Source organism: Flavobacterium sp. C3NV (genome assembly GCF_046825355.2).
Taxonomy (GTDB): domain Bacteria; phylum Bacteroidota; class Bacteroidia; order Flavobacteriales; family Flavobacteriaceae; genus Flavobacterium.
Map to the genome: position 1 here is coordinate 439,905 of NZ_JBKQBJ020000002.1, position 20,201 is coordinate 460,105.

The window sequence follows — 20,201 nt, forward strand, 5'->3', positions numbered from 1 at the left end:
TGTTTTGTTTGATTTTTATTTAGTTTGTTTTGTTTCTTTCTTTTTTTCTGTTGCCGTGCTATCGGTTTGTTTTTGCAGCCATTCCGGAATTGGAGATTCTAATAAAGGAACTCTTGCATTGGGTACCGATGAAAGGCTATTTACTTTTCCGTGCGGAACTTCGCGGTGACAATCCCAGCATAATTTTCCTTCGCCATGACTTTTGCTTTCAAGTGTAACTCCTGTTGTCTTTACATTGGCATTAAGATCTCCGTGACAGCGCTGACAGTTTTTTTGAACCACATCTGTTCCTGCTTCCTTAATATGAATAACTTGTGGTTCTGCACGCCATGTAAATACTGTTGCGTGGTAGATACCATCTTTAGCTTTAAAAAAATATTTATTAAAAACATTGTTATGAGGTACATGGCAATCATTACAAGTGGTCACACGTCCGTGCGAGCTATGTTGCCAGGTGGCATAAAAAGGAGTCATTACATGGCAGTTCACACATGTTTTAGGATCATCTGAGAGATAGGATACTGCATTAGACACATATAATAAATAAGCAAATAATCCTGTTCCTACTCCAACTGCCACTATAACAAAGGGTACCCATTTACGTGGAGGCAATAAATAATTTAAAATCTTAATCATAATAATTTCCCTTAATTTTACGATCAAAATTACATGAGGAATTCCTACAATTAAATGATATTTATCAGATTATGAGATTCGTGTTAAAAAAAGTATAAATAAGGCATATTCATCCGGATATCAGACTTGGATTTAATAATTGGAAAACATAAATTTCAAATAGAAAACTCACTTAACTTACACGTACAAAACAGATTAATTAGTAATTTTATATTTCACCTCTAATTATTTAAACAATGAAAAAAATATTTTTAATTCTTATCACTATAATAGGATTCTCTGTAAATGCCCAAACTTCAAAAGAACTTATAGGAAAATGGCAATTGGTAAAATGGACCAAAAAAGGAAAAGAAAAAAACATTCAGGAGTATTATAAAACAGATCAGGTGTATCAGGTTTTTAAAGAGAATGGAGATTTTGAAAGTTTGGTTGGTGATGAATCTCACAAAGCAAAATGGAAACTATCAAAGGATAATTCTGAACTTACCATTATTGCCGTTTTAATGCCTGTAAAATTTTCTGTCAATTATTTTGATACTAATAAACGTATCATTACAACGCCACAGATAGGAACCTTTGAATATAAAAAGGTTAGTGAATAGACGATTAACTCTTATTAGTTTTAGACATGACATTAAACAAACAAACTGTAAACGAATACATGGCCGCTTTTAGAGTAAGTGATCATCAAAGAATACTTGCCTGCCTCACCGATGATGTTATTTGGGAAATGCCTGGTATTTACCGGCATGTTGGCAAAGAAGCGTTTGATAAAGAAATTGAGAATGATAATTTTGTTGGAAGTCCTACTATTCAGATTATAAAATTGATAGAGGAAAATGATATTGTCATTGCAGAAGGTGCTGTACAAGGAAACATGAAAAACGGAAATATGCTGGATGCTGTCTTTTGTGATGTTTTTGAAATGGAAAAAGGAAAAATAAAAAAGTTGACTTCGTATTTGATGTCGAGAAATGCAAGTTTAAAATTTGAGTGAGATTTTTAACCGCAATCCCGATAGCTATCGGGAGCAAGGTTTTTATAATAGATTATGCTGACAAAACGCAGAATTCACAAAGCTGTGGAAGAAATAGCACGCAGATTGGCACAGATTTAAACTGATTATCGCAGTTTTTTTTTTTAGTTATTAATTATATTTCTCTTTTAATGCTGATTTATGGTTTTTCTTGTAAATGACAAAACCTCTCGCCTAGCCCCGATGGAAGCGGTATCCTTTTTCTGGCTCCTTTAGACAGAAAAAGATATAGTGTACAGCGGGACTGGAGGTTCTTATGAAAATTGATTTTTCTGCTACTAAAGATTAAATTCCAAATTTTAAATTCCAAATTCCAATCCCGATAGCTATCGGGACTAAATTCCAAAATTTGTGCAATTCCAAGTTTCAAAATCTAAAATCCGAAATCTAAAATCTAAAATATTATCCCAGCCACCCTTCTCTATCGAGGCTTCTGTATTGAATGGCTTCGGAGATGTGCTGCGAAACTACGGTTGGTGCGTTATCTAAATCGGCAATTGTGCGGGCAACTTTTAGAATTCTGTCGTAGGCTCGTGCAGAAAGATTGAGACGCTCCATGGCGGTTTTTAGTAGTTCTTTTGATTGCTCATCGAGGGCACAATATTCGCGGATTAATTTACTGCTCATTTGTGCATTATAATGTATGTTTTCCAGCGCTTCGAATCTCTTGGTTTGAATTTCGCGCGCTGCTGTAACTCTTTTTCTTATTTCGACGCTGCTTTCGGCTTTTCGATCATCGGCTAATTTTTCGAAAGGAACCGGCGTCACTTCGATATGAATGTCTATTCTGTCTAATAAAGGTCCGGAAATCTTGCTGAGGTACCGCTGCATTTCGTGCGGCGACGAAGTATTGGGCATACTTGGATCGTTGAAAAAACCACTCGGACTTGGGTTCATACTCGCCACTAACATAAAAGATGACGGATAAGTTACGGTGAATTTAGCGCGTGAAATGGTTACTTCGCGATCTTCGAGCGGTTGGCGCATCACTTCGAGAACATCTCGTTTGAATTCCGGCAATTCGTCCAGAAACAAAACGCCATTGTGTGCCATCGAGATTTCGCCCGGCTGCGGATAACTTCCTCCGCCTACAAGTGCTACATTCGAAATAGTATGATGCGGACTACGAAATGGCCGCTGATTCATTAGTCCAACTTCTTTTAATTTTCCGGCAACGCTATGAATTTTAGTAGTTTCTAATGCTTCGCGCAATGTCATTGGCGGTAAAATACTCGGTACACGTTTGGCAAGCATCGTTTTTCCTGCTCCGGGCGGACCAATTAAAATAATATTATGACCTCCGGCTGCCGCAATTTCCATACAGCGTTTTATACTTTCCTGTCCGCGAACGTCTGAGAAATCGTGTTCAGGAAAATCTAAAGTTTTATAAAATTCGGCTCTTGTATCGATTACTGTTGGCTTAAGCGTGTCTTTCCCTGCAAAGAAATCAATTACTTCCTGCAAATTCGAAACTCCATAAACATCTAATCCTGCTACAATTGCGGCTTCTTTTACGTTTTGAATAGGAAGAAAAAATCCTTTATAACCTTCTTCCTTGGCTTTTATGGCAATGGGCAAAGCGCCGCGAATGGGTTGTAAGCTTCCGTCGAGAGAAAGTTCGCCCATAATAATATAGTCGTCGATTGCGGGTGCTTTTATCTGATCTGAACCTACTAAAATTCCCATTGCAAGGGGTAAATCGTAGGCAGAACCTTCTTTTCGAAGATCAGCAGGCGCCATATTTATGGTAATTCTTTTTCCAGGCAAACTTAAACCGTTGTTTTTTAAGGCAGCGGCAATTCGGAAACTGCTTTCTTTTATGGCGCTATCTGGTAATCCAACTAAATGATAACCAATCCCTTTGTCCATATGTACCTCTATTGTAATCGTAGTAGCTTCTACTCCAAAAACGGCACTTCCGTAAACTTTTACTAACATAAAATCTTTTTCATTAATTGGTTTTAAAACTAATGAAAATAATTTATTTAACAATTAAAATAGTACAAATAAATAATTTCGTTGTTTAATGAGAATAAGACTTAAGAGTCTCATAAGCCAGAAAAACGAGATTTCATTACAATAAAACCAGTATTTATGCCTATCTTGCGAAAATATCATCGATTTCTCGTGATAATTTCGATTTCTAATTCTGGAAATCTTCTGCAATTGATTTTGCATCTTATATAAGCTGAAAATTTACTATCAGCACAAATAATCTAAAATTTAAAAAATGGAATTTAAATTAATTAATCCAATTTCTGGAGACGACGCGACCTATACTCAAAAAATAATTGCCACTTTTTTACATACGCATTTAGAACAATATGGCGACGAAATAGAAGATATTCTAAAAGCTATTGCTTATGCCATGAATCCTGATAAGGGCGGTAATATCGTTATTGGTTTAGAGGACCAAAAAATTGTTGGAGCTGTAGTTTTAAACAATACCGGAATGAAGGATTATATTCCTGAAAACATTTTGGTTTATATTGCCGTTGACAACTCTGAAAGAGGAAAAGGATATGGAAAAAAACTAATGGAAAAAGCGATTTCTGTAGTCGAAGGCAATATTGCATTACACGTAGAACCGGATAATCCTGCGAAAGTTCTATATGAGAAACTTGGTTTTACGAATAAGTATCTCGAAATGCGTTTAGTAAAATAATCGCAAATTCATTAATTCAATAAAAAACAAAGCCTAATGGCATTCATAAAATTATACCGAAAGAAGCTAAAAGAGAACTACGATTTCCTGAATTCAATTTTTGAATCTAAAAATATTCAATGGGGAGTGGTGTCAAAACTTTTATGTGGAAACAAATTGTACTTAAAAGAAATTATCTCACTGGGAGCTAAAGAAATACATGATTCAAGAGTTAGTAATCTAAAGAAAATTAAATCGCTTGATCCTACTATACAGACTGTTTATATAAAACCGCCCGCTAAACGCAGTATCGCTAACATTGTAAGATATGCTGATGTAAGTTTTAATACTGAATTTTATACGATTCAACTCCTTTCAGAAGAAGCCCAAAAACAAAATAAGGTTCATAAAATCATTATTATGATCGAAATGGGAGATTTGCGGGAAGGTGTTATGGGCGAAGATTTAATCGAATTTTACGGCAAAATTATTAGTATGCCCAACATCGAAATTCGTGGAATTGGCACGAATTTAAATTGCCTTAGCGGTGTAATGCCAACGCAGGATAAACTGATACAATTGAGTTTGTACAAACAACTTATTGAGGCTAAATTCAATATTACAATTCCGTGGGTTTCCGGAGGGACTTCGGTTGCTATTCCTTTACTTCTAAAAAATGCCAGACCAATGGCTGTGAATCATTTTAGAATTGGTGAAGCACTATTTTTTGGAAAGGATTTATTTACCGGAGAAACGATCAAAGGTATGCACAATGATGTCTTTAAACTTTTTGCTGAAATTATCGAAATAACCGAAAAACCAGATGTTCCGACGGGAGAACTAGGCGAAAATGTAGCCGGAAATAGTTTTTCTATGCAGGATATCGAGAGCTTTGGAGGAACTTCATTACGTGCTATTCTAGATGTTGGATTGCTGGACATGCAACCTCAATATTTAGAAGCCGTAGATAAAGAAATTACGATTGTAGATGCCAGCTCTGATATGCTGGTAATTGATATTTCGCATTCAGAACAAAAATACAAAGTGGGCGATTTAATCTCTTTTAATATTAAATACATGGGGGCTTTGTACTTGCTTAATTCCAATTATATTGATAAAAATATAGAGTAAAAGAAATGACTGAAATTCAAAAAATAAAAAACAGCCTTGCAAAAAAAGCAACCGGGTTTACGGCAGGCGGTTTTAAACCAACAAACTCAATTTCTGAAAGCTGGATTGGAAGCGTTTATTTATATCACGAAAATGAAGAAATTCCTTTGGATAATAATGGTGAATTGATGCTTCCCCTTTTTCAATTATGCCTAAATCAACTGCCTTTTGTTCCTGAAATTTTAGAAGAAACTAAAATTATTACCGTTTTCATTTCTAAAGAATTCCCAATGGATTTAACTCCTAATGTAAATAATTGGGTTTTGCGTGAATATAAAAGCGTAGATAATATTGTAGTTAAGGATTTAAAAAATGAAGCTTCGTTTGTAAAGCCATTTCCTCTTTCAAATAAACTAATTGAAGAAGATTATCCGGTTTGGGAAGATCCTGAAATACCAGATGACATATCAGATAAAATCAATCAACTTGAGGACTCAGGAATTATTGATTCTTATTACGATATTATCGAAAACAATTATAGCCATAAAATTGGCGGATATGCAACATATTGTCAATCCGGAATTGATTTTGGAGAAGGTTTTGAATTTGTTTTCCAAATTGCTTCTGATGAAAAAGCAAATTTAAATATTGTAGACAGCGGAAATATTTATTTAGCCAAAAATAGAAAGACCGAAGAATGGGTGTTTTATTGTGATTTTTATTAAAATAAATAATGTGTTCGATTAAGAAAAATTCTACCATATTACTTCAATAGAATTAACTCTTTTTTCCAATTCTTTATAAAGATTTTCTTTATATACTAATAGGTCTTGATAACCTCCACTTTTCTTAAAATCAACAGCACCACTTTTTTTAAATGACTTCTTTAAACTTTTTATTTTCATCTCATTAAAATCATAAGCAGCTTTTAAATCGGCTATACTTAAATCTTGCATTTTTGTAATTTTGAAACTCATTTTATTTATTTAAAATTTACTTGTAAATGTATTATTTATTATTCTGCAGAAATTTATTCTTTTTTGAATACAATCGGGTTAAGAAAACTCTAACCCAATTTTATTTTTAATATCCTCTACAATCTTACTCAAATCCAGACTATTCTGATGTGACCAAAGCTTACTTTCGATTTGGTTGTTTCTAATGCAATTATGACATTCGACTGCTTCATGTGTATAACCTATGCCTAAGTTTGGTAAACTAAAAGTTTCTTCTTTATTATTTTTAGAAACAGAATATCCATCAGCGATGTACCACGGAGAATTAAGCTGAATATGTCCTTGCGTTCCGCTTATCGTCGCTTTCATGTCAGATTCTGAAATTATGGAAGCATGCAAAACTGATTGGGCATTTTCGTACTGCAAAATCATCGAAGTCTGTAAATCGATTCCGTTTTTATTATAAATAGATTTTGCTATTATTTCTTTTGGAATTCCGAGTAATATATAGGAAAGAAATAACGGATATACGCCAATATCAAACAAAGCTCCTCCGCCAAGATTTTTATCAAAAAGCCGTCCTCCTTGTTTTTCATCTGCATAAAAAGCAAAATCTGCTTTTACATATTTTACATCGCCAATTATTCCCTGATTTACTTTTTCGAGAATTTCTTTTACAGACGGGATAAAACGTGTCCAGAATGCTTCCATAAAAAACTTATTATGTTTTCTTGAAGCTTCAATCATTCGTAATGCATCTTTATAAGAAAGCGACATTGGCTTTTCGCATAAAACATGTTTGCCGTTTTCTAATGCTTTTATAGATAATTCAGCATGCGAATCGTGTGGCGTTGCAATGTAGATAATATCAACCTTATCGTCCTGAAAAAGTGCTTCATAAGAATCGTACGATTTTGTGCAATTGTATTTTTTGGCAAACTCAATTGCTTTATTATGGTCTCTTGAAGCTACTGCAAATAATGCTGCATCTGGCAGTAACAATAAATCAGCAGCAAACTGATTTGCAATATTTCCTAAGCCAATAATACCCCACTTTACTTTATTGTCGTTTTTCATATTATGTTATAAGAGCTACTTATCAATGGTTTAATAAAATTGTTGTGTAAATAAAGAAAAAACATTTATAAAAATAAATCATAGATAACATATATTTCATATTTTTAGCAACAAATTTGCAAATTACCTATGAAAAAAGCCCTACTCCTACTCTTTTTGAGCGTTTTTTTAACAAAAACATACGCTCAGGATTATTTCCCTATTAATGAAAGTGTGCAAAACAAAAACAAAAATTACACTGTTTTTACCAATGCCACCATTTATGTTACTCCAACTCAAAAAATCGAAAAAGGAACTTTACTCGTTCAGGATGGTAAAGTTGTTGCAGTTGGCAATAGTGTTAACATTCCTAAAAACAGTATTACGATCGATCTTGAAGGAAAAACAATTTATCCTTCGTTTATTGATATCTACACGAGTTTTGGAATTGAAAAACCAAAAAGCAATTTAGGCCGTTACCGCGATCCTATGTACGATACAAAGAGAGTGGGTTATTACTGGAACGAAAGCGTTAGACCAGAAATAAACACTTATGAAACTTTTAAATACGATCAGCCTAAAGCCGAAGAATTATTAAAAGCTGGTTTTGGAGTTGTGGGAACGCATATTCCTGATGGAATTGCTCAGGGAACCGGAATTTTGGTTGCCCTGAATAATACTGAAAACAGTAAACAAATTATTGCTAACAAAATTACCAATCACCTTGCTTTTTCAAGAAGCGCTCTAACAAATCAGGCTTATCCAAGTTCATTAATGGGTATGATGGCTTTGTTACGCCAAATGTACCTGGATCTGGATTGGTACAAAAAAGGAAATTCTGATACTAAAGATTTATCATTAGAAGCTTTGGCAAATAATGAAAAACTAGTTCAGATTTTTACGACAGAAGATAAATTAAACAGTTTGAGAGCAGCTAAAATTGCCAAAGAATTTGGTTTAAACTATATTCTAAAAGGAAGCGGAAATGAGTTTGAACGCATCGACGAAATCAAAAACACTAATGCTAAATTTATCATCCCGGTAAGTTTTCCGGAAGCCTATGATGTTTCAAATCCGTATTTATCAAATCAAATCGAATTGACCGATATGCGTTTTTGGAATCAGGCACCATCAAACCTAAAAGTATTATCTGATAATGGTGTTGTTTTTGCCCTTACGACAGACAAATTAAAAAAGACCGAAGACTTTAAACCTAATTTATTAAAAGCCATTAAATATGGTTTTGATAAAACAAAAGCTTTAGAAGCACTGACGACAATTCCGGCGGCAATTCTTGGAAAAAGCAATGAAATTGGAAGTTTAAAAACCGGAAGTTATGCCAATTTTGTGATTACTTCAGGTGAAATATTCGACGAAAAAACAGTTTTATACGAAAACTGGGTTCAGGGAACTAAATATGTCGTAAATGATATTAACTCAAAAGACATTCGCGGCAACTACAATTTAACGGTTGGAAAAGATACTTACAAATGGAAGATTGAAGGAACTGCTAATGCTCCAAAATCTGAAATAACGACAACTGACGACAAAAAAGTAAACAGCACTTTTGCAGTTTCTAAAAATTGGATTTCCCTTTTGATTAAACCTGCAGATACTATTAAAGCTAACTTTACCCGTTTGACAGGATTTATAGAAAAACCGGAAAGTTTATCCGGAAAAGCCGTTTTTGCGAACGGAGACGAATTGGTTTGGACAGCTTTAAAAACAAGTGCATTTGTTGCTGTAAAAGATACTGTAAAACCAGAAAAACCTAATCCTGTTCTACCTGTAACTTACCCGAACGTGGCTTTTGGCGATGCTAAAAAACTAACGGCTCAAACTTTATTGTTTAAAAATGCTACGGTTTGGACGAATGAAAAAGAAGGTATTCTAACAGAAACTGATGTTTTAATTAAAAACGGTAAGATCGCTGCTGTTGGCAAAAATCTTTCAGATGCTTCTGCTACTATTATTGATGCTAAAGGCAAACATATCACCAGCGGAATCATCGATGAGCACTCTCATATCGCGATTTCTAAAGGTGTAAACGAAATGGGGCACAACTCTACTGCCGAAGTTACGATTCAGGATGTTGTGAATTCTGAAGATATTAATATTTACAGGGATCTTGCCGGAGGTGTTACTATTTCACAATTATTACACGGATCTGCAAACCCTATTGGCGGGCGTTCTGCAATTGTAAAATGGAAATGGGGATCTGCACCAGATGATATGTTATACAAAAACCAACCTAAGTTTATCAAATTTGCTTTGGGAGAAAACGTAAAACAAGCCAATTGGGGTATTGACAATCCAACTCGTTTTCCGCAGACCAGAATGGGTGTTGAACAAGTTTTTACCGATTATTTTCAACGTGCAAAAGAATATGACGAAAGCTGGAAAAAATTCAACGGCGGTTCGAAAAAAGGAAAAGCGCCAAGAGTTGATTTAGAATTACAAACTATTGCTGAAATCATCAATAAAGAGCGTTTTATTACCTGTCACTCTTATGTAGAATCTGAGATTTTGATGTTGATGAATGTTACCGAGAAATTCAATTTTAGAGTAAATACTTTCACGCATATTCTTGAAGGTTACAAAGTGGCTGATAAAATGAAAGAACATGGCGTTGGAGCTTCGACTTTCTCTGACTGGTGGGCTTATAAATTTGAAGTAAATGATGCAATTCCGTTCAACGGGCCAATTATGCACAACGCAGGATTGGTTGTAGCTTATAACTCTGATGATGCCGAAATGTCAAGAAGACTGAATCAGGAAGCTGCAAAAGCAGTAAAATACGGAAACATTTCTGAGGAAGATGCCTGGAAATTTGTAACCCTGAATCCTGCCAAATTATTACATATTGATGATAAAGTAGGAAGTCTTAAAGTAGGTAAAGATGCCGATGTTGTATTATGGAGTGATAATCCTTTATCGATTTATGCTAAAGCCGAAAAAACAATTATTGAAGGTGTTGTTTATTTTGATATTGAAAAAGATGCCGAAAAACAATTGGCCATTACCAAAGAAAGAAGCTTGTTGATTGGGCAAATGCTACAAGAAAAAAACAAAGGAATGAGCACACAACAACCTACAAAGAAAGAGAAAACAGAATACCACTGTGATACTTTAGAACAATAATTAAGGTGTTATAAATTCGAAAAGATTAAAAAAAGACAATATGATACATAAAAACATATATATAATGCTGCTCGCAGTTTGTGCTTCGGTACAAATACAAGCACAACAAATACCGGCACCAAAACAAACTAAATCGGTTTTAATTTTAAATGCCACTGCACATTTAGGTAACGGAACTGTTATTCAAAATAGTGCGATTGGTTTTAAAGACGGTAAAATTACCTTAGTAGCCGATGCTACAACCATAAGACTTGCTGCGAATGCCTACGATACTACTATAGATGCCCTCGGAAAACATGTGTATCCGGGATTTATTGTTCCTAACGCAACATTAGGTTTGGTAGAAATTGATGCTGTAAAATCATCAGACGATCAGGAAGAAATTGGTAGTTTTAACCCGAATGTGAGAAGTATTATTGCTTATAACTCAGAATCGAAAGTAGTAGAAACGGTTCGTCCTAATGGTATTTTAATTGCTCAGATTACACCTCGAGGAGGAAGAATTTCAGGAACTTCTTCAGTAGTACAATTGGATGCCTGGAGCTGGCAAGATGCTATCTTAAAAGAGAACGACGGGATTCATCTTAATTTTCCATCGAACTTTAAAAGATCAGGATCATGGTTTGAACCCGGAATAATCGAAGCAAACAAAGATTACCCTAAACAGGTCGAAGAAATCGCTGCGTTTTTAATCAATTCAAAAGCATACAATCAAGCTCCTTCAAAAGAAAGAAATGTAGTTCTGGAAGCTACAAAAGGGCTTTTTGACGGAACTCAAACACTTTACATTCACGCAGATGAAGAAAAACAAATTGTAGATGCCATACAATTAGCAGTTGACAATCAGATCAAAAAGATTGTTATTGTTGGAGGATTCGAAGCTTATAAATCGACGGATGTATTGCAAAAATACAATGTTGGTGTTTTACTAAGACGTGTTCACGATATGCCAACAAGTGACGACCAGGATGTAAATCTTCCGTATAAAATGGCTAAAATACTTACTGATAAAGGTATTGTAGTAGGACTTGAAAATAGCGGTGATCACGAACGTATGAGCGTAAGAAACCTTCCTTTCCTGGCAGGAACCTGCGCAGCTTTTGGTCTGGACAAAGAAAAAGCATTACAGCTTATTACTTTAAATACAGCCAAATTATTAGGTATCGATGCTACTTGCGGTACATTAGAAACAGGTAAAGACGCAACGTTATTTATATCTGAAGGTGATGCACTTGATATGAAAACAAATAAATTAACAACGGCTTTCATTCAGGGAAGATCAATTAATTTAGAAACTTTTCAAACCAAATTGAATGATAAATTCAAAGCAAAGTACAACCAGAAATAAGTAAACTCTTTTCGATAAAAAAGGCATCATTTGAGCAATTCATTTGATGCCTTTTTTATTTAAAATTATCATCATTGTGATCAAATCTTTAAATAGTTGAACATAATTACTCTTAAATTTAAAACTATTCTTTCATTTTTCTGTTAACAAAAGCTTCTCAGAGGCAAATTTTGATGTTTCTCATTAATAAATTATAAATTTTAAGTTGATTTTAACAAATACACGCAAAATACAGGGGGTTAAATTCTAAAATTAACAAAAATTAAACATCTGACCCTATTTTTCATAGGGATGTCGATTGATTTTATACTTTTATAAAAAATTTAAAACTAAATAACTATGCGAAAAATTATTTTAAGTGTGATCCTTATCACTATTTTGGTACTAACCTTTATATCCAACTTTATCCTGTCTGATAATCCTATTCCGGCAGAGGCTGTAAAGTTTGACACAGGAGATACAGCTTGGATGATCGTAGCAACTGCATTTGTATTGCTTATGACACCAGGACTAGGATTTTTCTACGGAGGAATGGTAGGTAAGAAAAACGTTATCAGTACAATGCTTCAAAGTTTCATGGCAATGGTAATTGTTACTATTTTATGGGTTGTTGTTGCTTTCGGATTGGCTTTTGGTCCTACTATTGGAGGAATCATCGGAAATCCATCTACTAATTTATTCTTTGAGGGTGTTGGTACTAACACTGCATGGAGTCTTGCCCCAACTATTCCGTTTATGTTATTCGCATTGTTTCAGGCAAAGTTTGCTATCATCACACCTGCATTAATCACTGGTGCATTTGCAGAGCGTGTACGTTTCTGGGCATACTTATTATTCATGGTTTTATTCATCTTACTTATATACGCTCCTTTAGCACACATGACATGGCATCCTGATGGAGTTTTCTTTAAAATGGGAGTATTAGACTTCGCAGGAGGAACAGTTGTGCATATGAGTGCTGGTTGGGCTGCATTGGCCGGAGCAATCTTCTTAGGAAAAAGAAAAATTCAAAAAGTAAATCCTGCCAGAATTACTTACGTATTATTAGGTACTGGTTTACTTTGGTTCGGATGGTTTGGTTTCAACGCAGGTTCTGCACTTGGAGCAAACGGCCTGGCTGTTCAGGCTTTAGGAACTACAACTGTTGCAGCTGCTGCAGCTGCTATGGCATGGGTTTTCCTTGACAAAATCATAGGACACAAATTATCTGCACTTGGTGCATGTATCGGAGCTGTGGTAGGCCTTGTTGCTATTACACCTGCCGCAGGTTTCGTTAGTATTCCTCACGCTATTTTTATCGGAGCTTTCTCTGCAATCGTTAGTAACCTTGTAGTAAGCAAATTCCCTAAAGGTAAAATTGATGATGCATTAGATGTTTTTGCTTGTCACGGTGTTGGTGGTATGGTAGGAATGTTGTTAACAGGAGTTTTTGCTTCTAAAGCAATTAACCCTGCTGTTGGAGATAATCAAGGTTTGATCTTTGGAACTCCAACTTTATTCATCAACCAATTAACCGCTTTAGTAATCGTTTCAATCTTCGCTTTCGTAGGTTCTTACATCTTGTTCTTTGTTGTAAATAAAATTACACCACTAAGAGTTACTGAAGAAAAAGAAGAATTAGGATTAGACATTTCTCAACACGGAGAATTTTTATAAAAAACAAACCAAAACCAAAACCTAGCCAAAATTAAAAAAGCGCTCTGAGTCTGACTTAGAGTGCTTTTTGCTTTTGTTAGATTAAGGAGGATAGAATATAGAGAATAGAATATAGAGAATAGAATATAGAGAATAGAATATAGAGAATAGAAAATAGAGAATAGAAAATAGAGAATAGAAAATAGAATAAAGAGAATAGAAGATAGACTCTAAAAATGACAAAAAAAATCTCATTTCTCTTTATAAATATCAATTATCCATACTGTTTGTCCTAGCCCCGATAGTAGTGGAAATCCTTTTGTGCCGGGGTTCGGCACAAAAGATTGGAACGGATAGCGGGATTAGCTCCTGAAAAAAACTATTTTCATCATTCCTAAAAACAAAAAAAGCACTCTAAGTTCTTTACCCAGAGTGCTTTTTATTTTGAATTAATTCAACCTTATTATTATAATTTTAGATTTTAGAATTCAGATTTTAGATTCCCTAACTTCTTTATTCTATTATCTATATTCTATCTTCTTTAAAAAAAGATTATTTAAAATTTCCAATTCCTTCTTTCAGCCAATGCAAATATTCATCTGCATTTACATAACTAATAGTTGGCTTTGAAGTGTTTAAATTCTTACCTTCTAAATCAGTAATAATGTATAATGGCTGCGTATTGGTTTTATATTTTGAGATCATAAAATCGGTCCATTTGTCGCCAACTGTAATGATCTTATCGCCAGATTTAGTTACAAATTGTTCCTCTTTTGGCAACTCGCGTTTATCATCTACATAAAGAGAAATCAAAACAACATCGTTTTTCAGGATGGGTAAGATCGTTGGCTCAGACCAAACATTGTTTTCCATTTTTCTGCAATTCACACAAGCATAACCGGTAAAATCAAGCATAATTGGTTTGTTGATTGATTTTGCATATGCCACTCCATCTTCGTAATCGTGAAAAACCATAATACCGTGCGGTCCTAACTCAGCTCCGTCAGGCAATCCTTTTATAGATTCGGCACTTCCGCCTGAATTAGCAGAACCTCCTACTCCAAACGGACTTTCGCTATATTGTGGCGGTGGCGGGAAAGCGCTGATTAATTTTAATGGTGCTCCCCAAAGTCCAGGAATTAAATATACTGTAAATACTAATGTAAGTAATCCTAAATACAATCTTCCCACTGAAATATGCTGTAGCGGACTATCGTGCGGTAAAGTAATTTTTCCGAATAAATACAAAGTCAATGCTGCAAAAATGGCAATCCAGATCGCGATAAAAACTTCTCTTTCTAATAAATGCAATTGTAGCACTAAATCGGCATTTGATAAAAATTTAAATGCCAAAGCCAATTCTAAAAATCCTAAAACTACTTTTACAGTATTCAGCCATCCTCCGGATTTTGGTAAAGAATTCAACCAGCCCGGGAACATCGCAAATAACATAAATGGCAAAGCTAATGCTAAAGAAAATCCTAACATTCCAATCACTGGAGCAATTCCTCCGTTTGAAGCCGCTTCAACCAATAATGTCCCTACAATTGGTCCTGTACAAGAAAAAGATACAATTGCCAAAGCCAAAGCCATAAACAATATTCCGATTATTCCGCCTCTGTCTGCTTGTTGATCTACTTTATTTCCCCATGAATTTGGCAGCATAATTTCGAAAGCGCCCAAAAATGAAGTAGCAAAAATGATCAATATAATAAAGAAGATTAAGTTAAACCAAACATCTGTAGACAAAGCATTTAATGCATCTGCACCAAATATTTTAGTTACAATTAATCCTAAAATAACATAAATAGCAATAATCGAAAGTCCGTAAAAAATTGCATTACGAATACCTTTTGCCCTGCTTTTACTTTGTTTGGTAAAGAAACTTACCGTCATTGGTATCATCGGGAAAACACAAGGCGTTAGCAACGCTGCGAATCCTGATATAAAAGCAATAAAAAAGATCGACCATAAACTTCTTGCAGGAGCTGGTCCGGGAATATCTTCTTCGGCAGAAGCATCAGCAACAGCTGCTTTTGCAGTTTCAGTTTTAACCGGTTCAATAGTTGGTTTTACTGTATCAACAGCCAAGCCTTCTACTTTAGTTTCATCTTTCTTTACTTCCGCTACGCTGGCAACCGCATCCATCTTAAATGTTGACGGAATTGGAATAGAGAATTTTTTATTCGAATTGATACAAACTTCTTTACAAACCTGAAAATCAAACTCAACATCAACCGTTTTTAAGTTCGGATTTATGATGGTGATTTCCTGTTCGATATGTGCTTTACCTTCAAAAAAAGTTTCGTTTACACCAAAAACATCATTAAAAGCTGTTCTTGTTTTTCCTTCTTTCGCTTTTCCAACTAAAGTATAATTTCCTTTTTGATTTTTAAATGCAATTTCCAACGCAAGCGGTCCACCATCAGGCGTGAATTGCGAATACATGTGCCAGTCTTTTTCTATTGTTCCATCAAAAATCAAAACAGCATTATTACCTGATTTCTTTTCAATTTTAGAAGTCCATTTTACTGGTTCCAGGATTTGCGCATTTCCTTTTGCAAAAGCAAAAAACAGGAAAAATATGATGATTTTATTCCAAACACTTTTCGACATTATCGTATGATGGTATTGATTAAAGTTCATTATGTAATTCTATTTTAAGTATTTTATTTGTGGTATTTTCAATTTTAAAACGTTCATCCTGTCTGATTCCAACAACCCAGACAATCTGATTATCCGAAGACAAAATCCATGTTTTTTCTTTTTCGATCAAGGATAATTTTTCATCTTTAAAAAGTTTACTCACTTTTTTCGATTTTCCGTTCATCCCAAAAGGCTGAAAAACATCTCCTTCATTCCATTTACGTAAAACAAGCGGAAATTGGATTTTTTCAGCGTCGACAAATATAGCCTTATTTGAATCTATTGTTATGTGACTTACATTACAAAGCCTCAATTTTAAGGGAAAATTAACTTCTGTATCGTTTGCAGTAATCTCAAATTCTTCCTTTTCTGACATTTCAGAAATTGGACTTAAAATCAAAGTATCTCTGTTTTTTAATAAGCGAAATTCTGCCGAAAGTACTTGTTTTCCAGATTGCCCATCCACCAAATCATAAATATCATTCCAGGCCAAAAAGCCAAATTCATTAAGCCATTGGTACAAATACGATTTATAGTTGGGTAATTTTTTAAGCTGATTCAAATCAAAATGAATGTCATCACCTTCTTCTTTCGCAACTTGCTGATAAATCATTATCGAAGCATCTTCGACCATTTCCTGCGATTCCTGCAAATACGATTGTGTTTTCTGGAAAGCAGTCAAAAAATTAGGATTGATTTCTTTGAGCATCGGAACCAAATCATGGCGAATCTTATTTCGAAGATATTTATTAGATGCATTACTGCTGTCTTCCCGCCATTCGATATTATTTTCTTCTGCATATTTCAGGATTTCTTCTCTTGAAAATGGCAAAAGCGGACGAATAATTCGATCGTTTTGTTCCGGAATTCCCGTTAAACCTTCTAATCCTGTTCCGCGGGTGAGGTTGATAATAAAGGTTTCCAGATTATCATCGGCGTGATGTGCAGTTAAGATATAATCGAAATTCTCTTTTTCTAAAAGTTCGTAAAACCAACTGTAACGCAATTCACGTGCTGCAACTTGCGTCGATAATTTATAATCTTTAGCGAAAGCTTCGGTATCGAATTGTGTGGTGTAAATAGGAATATTATTTTGATCGCAATATTCCTGAATAAAACTCTGATCGCCAAAACTTTCTAATCCGCGAAGCTGAAAATTGCAATGCAAAACGGCAATTTCATAAGGCAATTGCTTCATTAAATGCAATAAAACCATACTGTCCAATCCTCCGCTAACAGCAAGAAATATTTTTTGATCTTCCAGAAATGGAAATCTTGAAGCGATATGATTTTGAAATTTTGAAAACATTCGATAAATGTAAAAAATTAAATTCGATCTATTTTTAAATGAAATGTTAAGCGTTTGTTTTTTGCCGCGAATTACACGAATTTTCGCTAATTATTTTCACGCAGATTGTGCAGATTTATTTTGCCACAGATTAAAGGATTAAAAAGATTAAAAAACTTTGCGTCTTAGTGTCCTTGCGGCAAAAATAATTCGTGGGAAACCTTTTTTATCTTAAAACTTCATGCATCGCTTTCGCCTTCAACAAACATTCTTCATATTCATTTTCAGGAATTGATTGTGCTGTAATTGCACTTCCCACAGAAAACGAAACATATTGATTCTCTTGATTGTACAAAATACTTCTGATAACGACATTAAAATCGAAATCGCCTTCCGGAGTAAAATATCCAATCGATCCGCTATACAAACCGCGTTTGGTTTCTTCGAGATTTTCGATAATATTCATTACCGAAATCTTTGGAGCGCCCGTCATACTTCCCATTGGGAAAGTGGTTTTTAAAACATCGATTGGCGAATATTGCGGATCTAATTTTGAAGTTATAGTAGAAATCATTTGATGCACTTGCAAAAATGAATAGATTTTACAAAGTTCAACAACCTCAACCGAACCTTTTTGCGCCGTGTGTGATAAATCATTTCGTACCAAATCGGTTATCATGATATTCTCTGCACGTTCTTTTGAGTCGGATTCCAGAAATTGTTTTGATTTTTCATCTTCAACAGGATCTAAAAATCGTTTTGAAGTTCCTTTTATAGGTTGCGAAATCAAAGTCTCTCCTACTCTTTTTAAATATCTTTCAGGCGAAGCAGAAAGCAGAAATTGTTTATTATTTTTAAAGAAAACAGAAAACGGCGCTTGCGAAATGCCATTTAGTTTCTGAAATTTTTCAAGCGGATTTATAACTGCATTTTCAGCATAAAATTCCATACAAAAATTCGCTTCGTACATATCACCTACGTGAATGTGATGCAGCATTTTTGTTACTTTTTCGATATAAAATTCTTTTGAAATTCGTTGCTCCACTTCGAATCCGCTCAGTGTAACAAACAGCTCATCATTACTTTTAACTATTTCCTCAAAATCATCTTCAACCTCATCATCACAAAGCAATAAATACTGAATTTCGAGTTGATTTTCTTTCAATAAAAATATTTTTTTTGGTTGAAAGAAAAACAAATCCGGAAAATCTAAACCGTCAAAATTAGAAGATTTTAACGGTTCAACATCATTTTTTAAATCATATGTAAGATAACCAAAAAGCCAGTCTTTGGTCGTTTGCTGATATTGTTTTAAATCCTCGAAAGCGTTATGAAAATCGGTTTTTAAAGATGTAAAAGCATCCACAGCCAAGACACAATCAAAACTGGAATATTCTTGCGGATACGAATTACTATCCAGAAAAATGACCTCGCGAAATTGTTGCGACCAGCTTAAAAGTTGTTGTTTAAAGTGCTCTGGATTTGAAATATGTTTATGAATAGAAACTCTCAAAAAAGTATAATTTTTAGATTTCAAAATTACGACAAAAAAAATCCTTCGATAAAATAATACTCAAAAATTATTGGCACACTTTTTAGTACACCGAATTAAGACTTATTATGAAAGCAGATTTTTAACATAAAATCACAATTAATAACTCTAAAAAACATTATTTATTAATCAAATTTTAAAAAACCCATGAAAACAATTGCAAAATTAGGATTGACTTCTGTAGTAATCATCGCATTACTATTTTCTTGTAAAAAAGCTGATAATTCTTCGTATGGAGAATCGGCAGATATGAAAGTTTCAGCAGATAGTACGGCTGTTTCATCATCGGCAGCGGTAGTCGATAAAAACAGTAAGCAAAAATTTATTCGAACTGCCGATATTAAATTCAAGGTCAAGAATGTCGTCAAGTCTACCTATGCAATTGAAAACGCTACTCAAAAATTTGGCGGTTATGTTACCTACACCAATTTACAAAGCAATATTCACGATCAGATTAAAACGAAAATCAGTCAGGATAGTACGCTTGAAACTACGAAATATACGGTCGAAAATAATATTACAATTCGTGTTCCTAACACGCAGCTTGATACTGTTATAAAAACTATTGCCAAACAAATTGATTTTCTTGATTTCAGGGTAATTAAAGCCGATGATGTTTCATTGAAATTATTATCGAATCAGCTTTCGCAAAAAAGAAGTGCAACGAACGAAAAAAGAGTTGAAAATGCAATTGATGCCAAAGGCAAAAAACTAAATGATGTTATTGAAGCCGAAAATACGCTGGCCAACCAAAAAGAAGCCAACGACAATCGTACCATTGATAATTTATCATTAAAAGATCAGATTAATTTTAGCACTATTACTTTGCAGCTTTATCAAAATGAAACCATCAGACAAGAAACAATGGCAAGCGAGAAAAACAGCAATGCTTACAAACCAAATCTATGTTTGCAAATTCTCGATTCGCTTAAAAATGGCTGGTATATTCTTGAATCAGTTTTTATTTTCTTAATTAATCTTTGGCCATTCATTTTAATTGGTTTAGGTGGATTTTTTCTTTATAAAAAATACGGGAAGAAATAAGAAAAGTGTTAATAAATTAGCAATTTCATAATGAAAAATTCGTTATATTTGATATAGCATTAAATTAAATACAATTTAAAGTTATAATGATTATTGAATCCTCAATAAA

The 20,201-nt window shown here is 34.2% G+C and carries 16 protein-coding genes; 9 read left to right on the forward strand and 7 right to left on the reverse strand.

Going from position 1 to position 20,201, the window contains the following annotated elements:
- Positions 1-15: 15 nt before the first annotated feature.
- Entirely contained in the window at positions 16-636 is a 621-nt protein-coding gene (nrfH, locus tag ACIDC4_RS04825) for a cytochrome c nitrite reductase small subunit (protein ID WP_412041979.1), read from the reverse strand.
- Between the two features lie 236 nt (positions 637-872).
- Here nrfH and ACIDC4_RS04830 point away from each other — a divergent pair, with 236 nt between their 5' ends.
- A complete protein-coding gene (locus ACIDC4_RS04830) occupies positions 873-1,238 on the forward strand; it encodes a hypothetical protein (protein ID WP_412041980.1) in 366 nt (121 codons plus the stop codon).
- Between the two features lie 26 nt (positions 1,239-1,264).
- Entirely contained in the window at positions 1,265-1,633 is a 369-nt protein-coding gene (locus ACIDC4_RS04835) for a nuclear transport factor 2 family protein (RefSeq protein ID WP_412041981.1), read from the forward strand.
- Positions 1,634-2,074: 441 nt separating this feature from the next.
- Here ACIDC4_RS04835 and ACIDC4_RS04840 read toward each other — a convergent pair whose 3' ends face one another.
- A complete protein-coding gene (locus ACIDC4_RS04840) occupies positions 2,075-3,610 on the reverse strand; it encodes a YifB family Mg chelatase-like AAA ATPase (RefSeq protein ID WP_412041982.1) in 1,536 nt (511 codons plus the stop codon).
- A 292-nt stretch (positions 3,611-3,902) separates the two neighbouring features.
- Between ACIDC4_RS04840 and ACIDC4_RS04845 the strand changes: the two genes are divergently transcribed.
- The 3 genes from ACIDC4_RS04845 to ACIDC4_RS04855 are packed head-to-tail and all read left to right on the forward strand — an operon-like array spanning position 3,903 to position 6,151.
- A complete protein-coding gene (locus ACIDC4_RS04845; protein WP_412041983.1) occupies positions 3,903-4,337 on the forward strand; it encodes a GNAT family N-acetyltransferase in 435 nt (144 codons plus the stop codon).
- Positions 4,338-4,373: 36 nt separating this feature from the next.
- Positions 4,374-5,447 (forward strand): alanine/ornithine racemase family PLP-dependent enzyme, encoded by a 1,074-nt coding sequence (locus tag ACIDC4_RS04850; protein ID WP_412041984.1) that lies wholly within the window; start codon positions 4,374-4,376, stop codon positions 5,445-5,447.
- A gap of 5 nt (positions 5,448-5,452) precedes the next feature.
- Positions 5,453-6,151 (forward strand): DUF1963 domain-containing protein, encoded by a 699-nt coding sequence (locus tag ACIDC4_RS04855; protein WP_412041985.1) that lies wholly within the window; start codon positions 5,453-5,455, stop codon positions 6,149-6,151.
- 30 nt (positions 6,152-6,181) lie between these two features.
- Here the strand turns inward: ACIDC4_RS04855 and ACIDC4_RS04860 are convergent, their stop codons facing one another.
- Together ACIDC4_RS04860 and ACIDC4_RS04865 are read right to left on the reverse strand one after the other, a co-directional pair.
- Positions 6,182-6,403, reverse strand: coding sequence for a hypothetical protein (locus ACIDC4_RS04860; RefSeq protein WP_412041986.1), 222 nt, complete (start codon positions 6,401-6,403; stop codon positions 6,182-6,184).
- A gap of 78 nt (positions 6,404-6,481) precedes the next feature.
- Positions 6,482-7,459, reverse strand: a complete 978-nt coding sequence (locus ACIDC4_RS04865) for a Gfo/Idh/MocA family protein (RefSeq protein ID WP_412041987.1) — start codon at positions 7,457-7,459, stop codon at positions 6,482-6,484.
- Positions 7,460-7,588: 129 nt separating this feature from the next.
- Between ACIDC4_RS04865 and ACIDC4_RS04870 the strand changes: the two genes are divergently transcribed.
- From ACIDC4_RS04870 to ACIDC4_RS04880, 3 genes are all read left to right on the forward strand, one after another.
- Entirely contained in the window at positions 7,589-10,579 is a 2,991-nt protein-coding gene (locus ACIDC4_RS04870; protein ID WP_412041988.1) for an amidohydrolase family protein, read from the forward strand.
- Positions 10,580-10,619: 40 nt separating this feature from the next.
- Entirely contained in the window at positions 10,620-11,927 is a 1,308-nt protein-coding gene (locus ACIDC4_RS04875) for an amidohydrolase family protein (RefSeq protein ID WP_412041989.1), read from the forward strand.
- A gap of 339 nt (positions 11,928-12,266) precedes the next feature.
- Positions 12,267-13,583 carry an ammonium transporter gene (locus ACIDC4_RS04880; RefSeq protein ID WP_065448139.1) on the forward strand — a complete coding sequence of 439 codons (1,317 nt, stop codon included), beginning with the start codon at positions 12,267-12,269 and terminating at the stop codon, positions 13,581-13,583.
- Between the two features lie 531 nt (positions 13,584-14,114).
- On the opposite strand, the gene ACIDC4_RS04885 is transcribed toward ACIDC4_RS04880, so the two are convergent.
- The 3 genes from ACIDC4_RS04885 to ACIDC4_RS04895 all read right to left on the reverse strand — a co-directional run bounded on the left by ACIDC4_RS04885 (position 14,115) and on the right by ACIDC4_RS04895 (position 19,009).
- Complete coding sequence (locus ACIDC4_RS04885) at positions 14,115-16,208, reverse strand: protein-disulfide reductase DsbD family protein (RefSeq protein ID WP_412041990.1); 2,094 nt, start codon at positions 16,206-16,208, stop codon at positions 14,115-14,117.
- Positions 16,198-17,517 (reverse strand): tRNA lysidine(34) synthetase TilS, encoded by a 1,320-nt coding sequence (gene tilS / locus ACIDC4_RS04890; RefSeq protein WP_412041991.1) that lies wholly within the window; start codon positions 17,515-17,517, stop codon positions 16,198-16,200. The genes ACIDC4_RS04885 and tilS overlap by 11 nt, the downstream gene beginning before the upstream one ends.
- A 205-nt stretch (positions 17,518-17,722) precedes the next feature.
- Positions 17,723-19,009: an anthranilate synthase component I family protein gene (locus ACIDC4_RS04895; RefSeq protein ID WP_412041992.1), complete on the reverse strand. Its 1,287-nt coding sequence runs from the start codon at positions 19,007-19,009 to the stop codon at positions 17,723-17,725.
- Between the two features lie 186 nt (positions 19,010-19,195).
- On the opposite strand from ACIDC4_RS04895, the gene ACIDC4_RS04900 reads away from it, so the two are divergent.
- A complete protein-coding gene (locus ACIDC4_RS04900) occupies positions 19,196-20,092 on the forward strand; it encodes a DUF4349 domain-containing protein (protein ID WP_412041993.1) in 897 nt (298 codons plus the stop codon).
- The last annotated feature ends 109 nt before the right edge of the window (positions 20,093-20,201 follow it).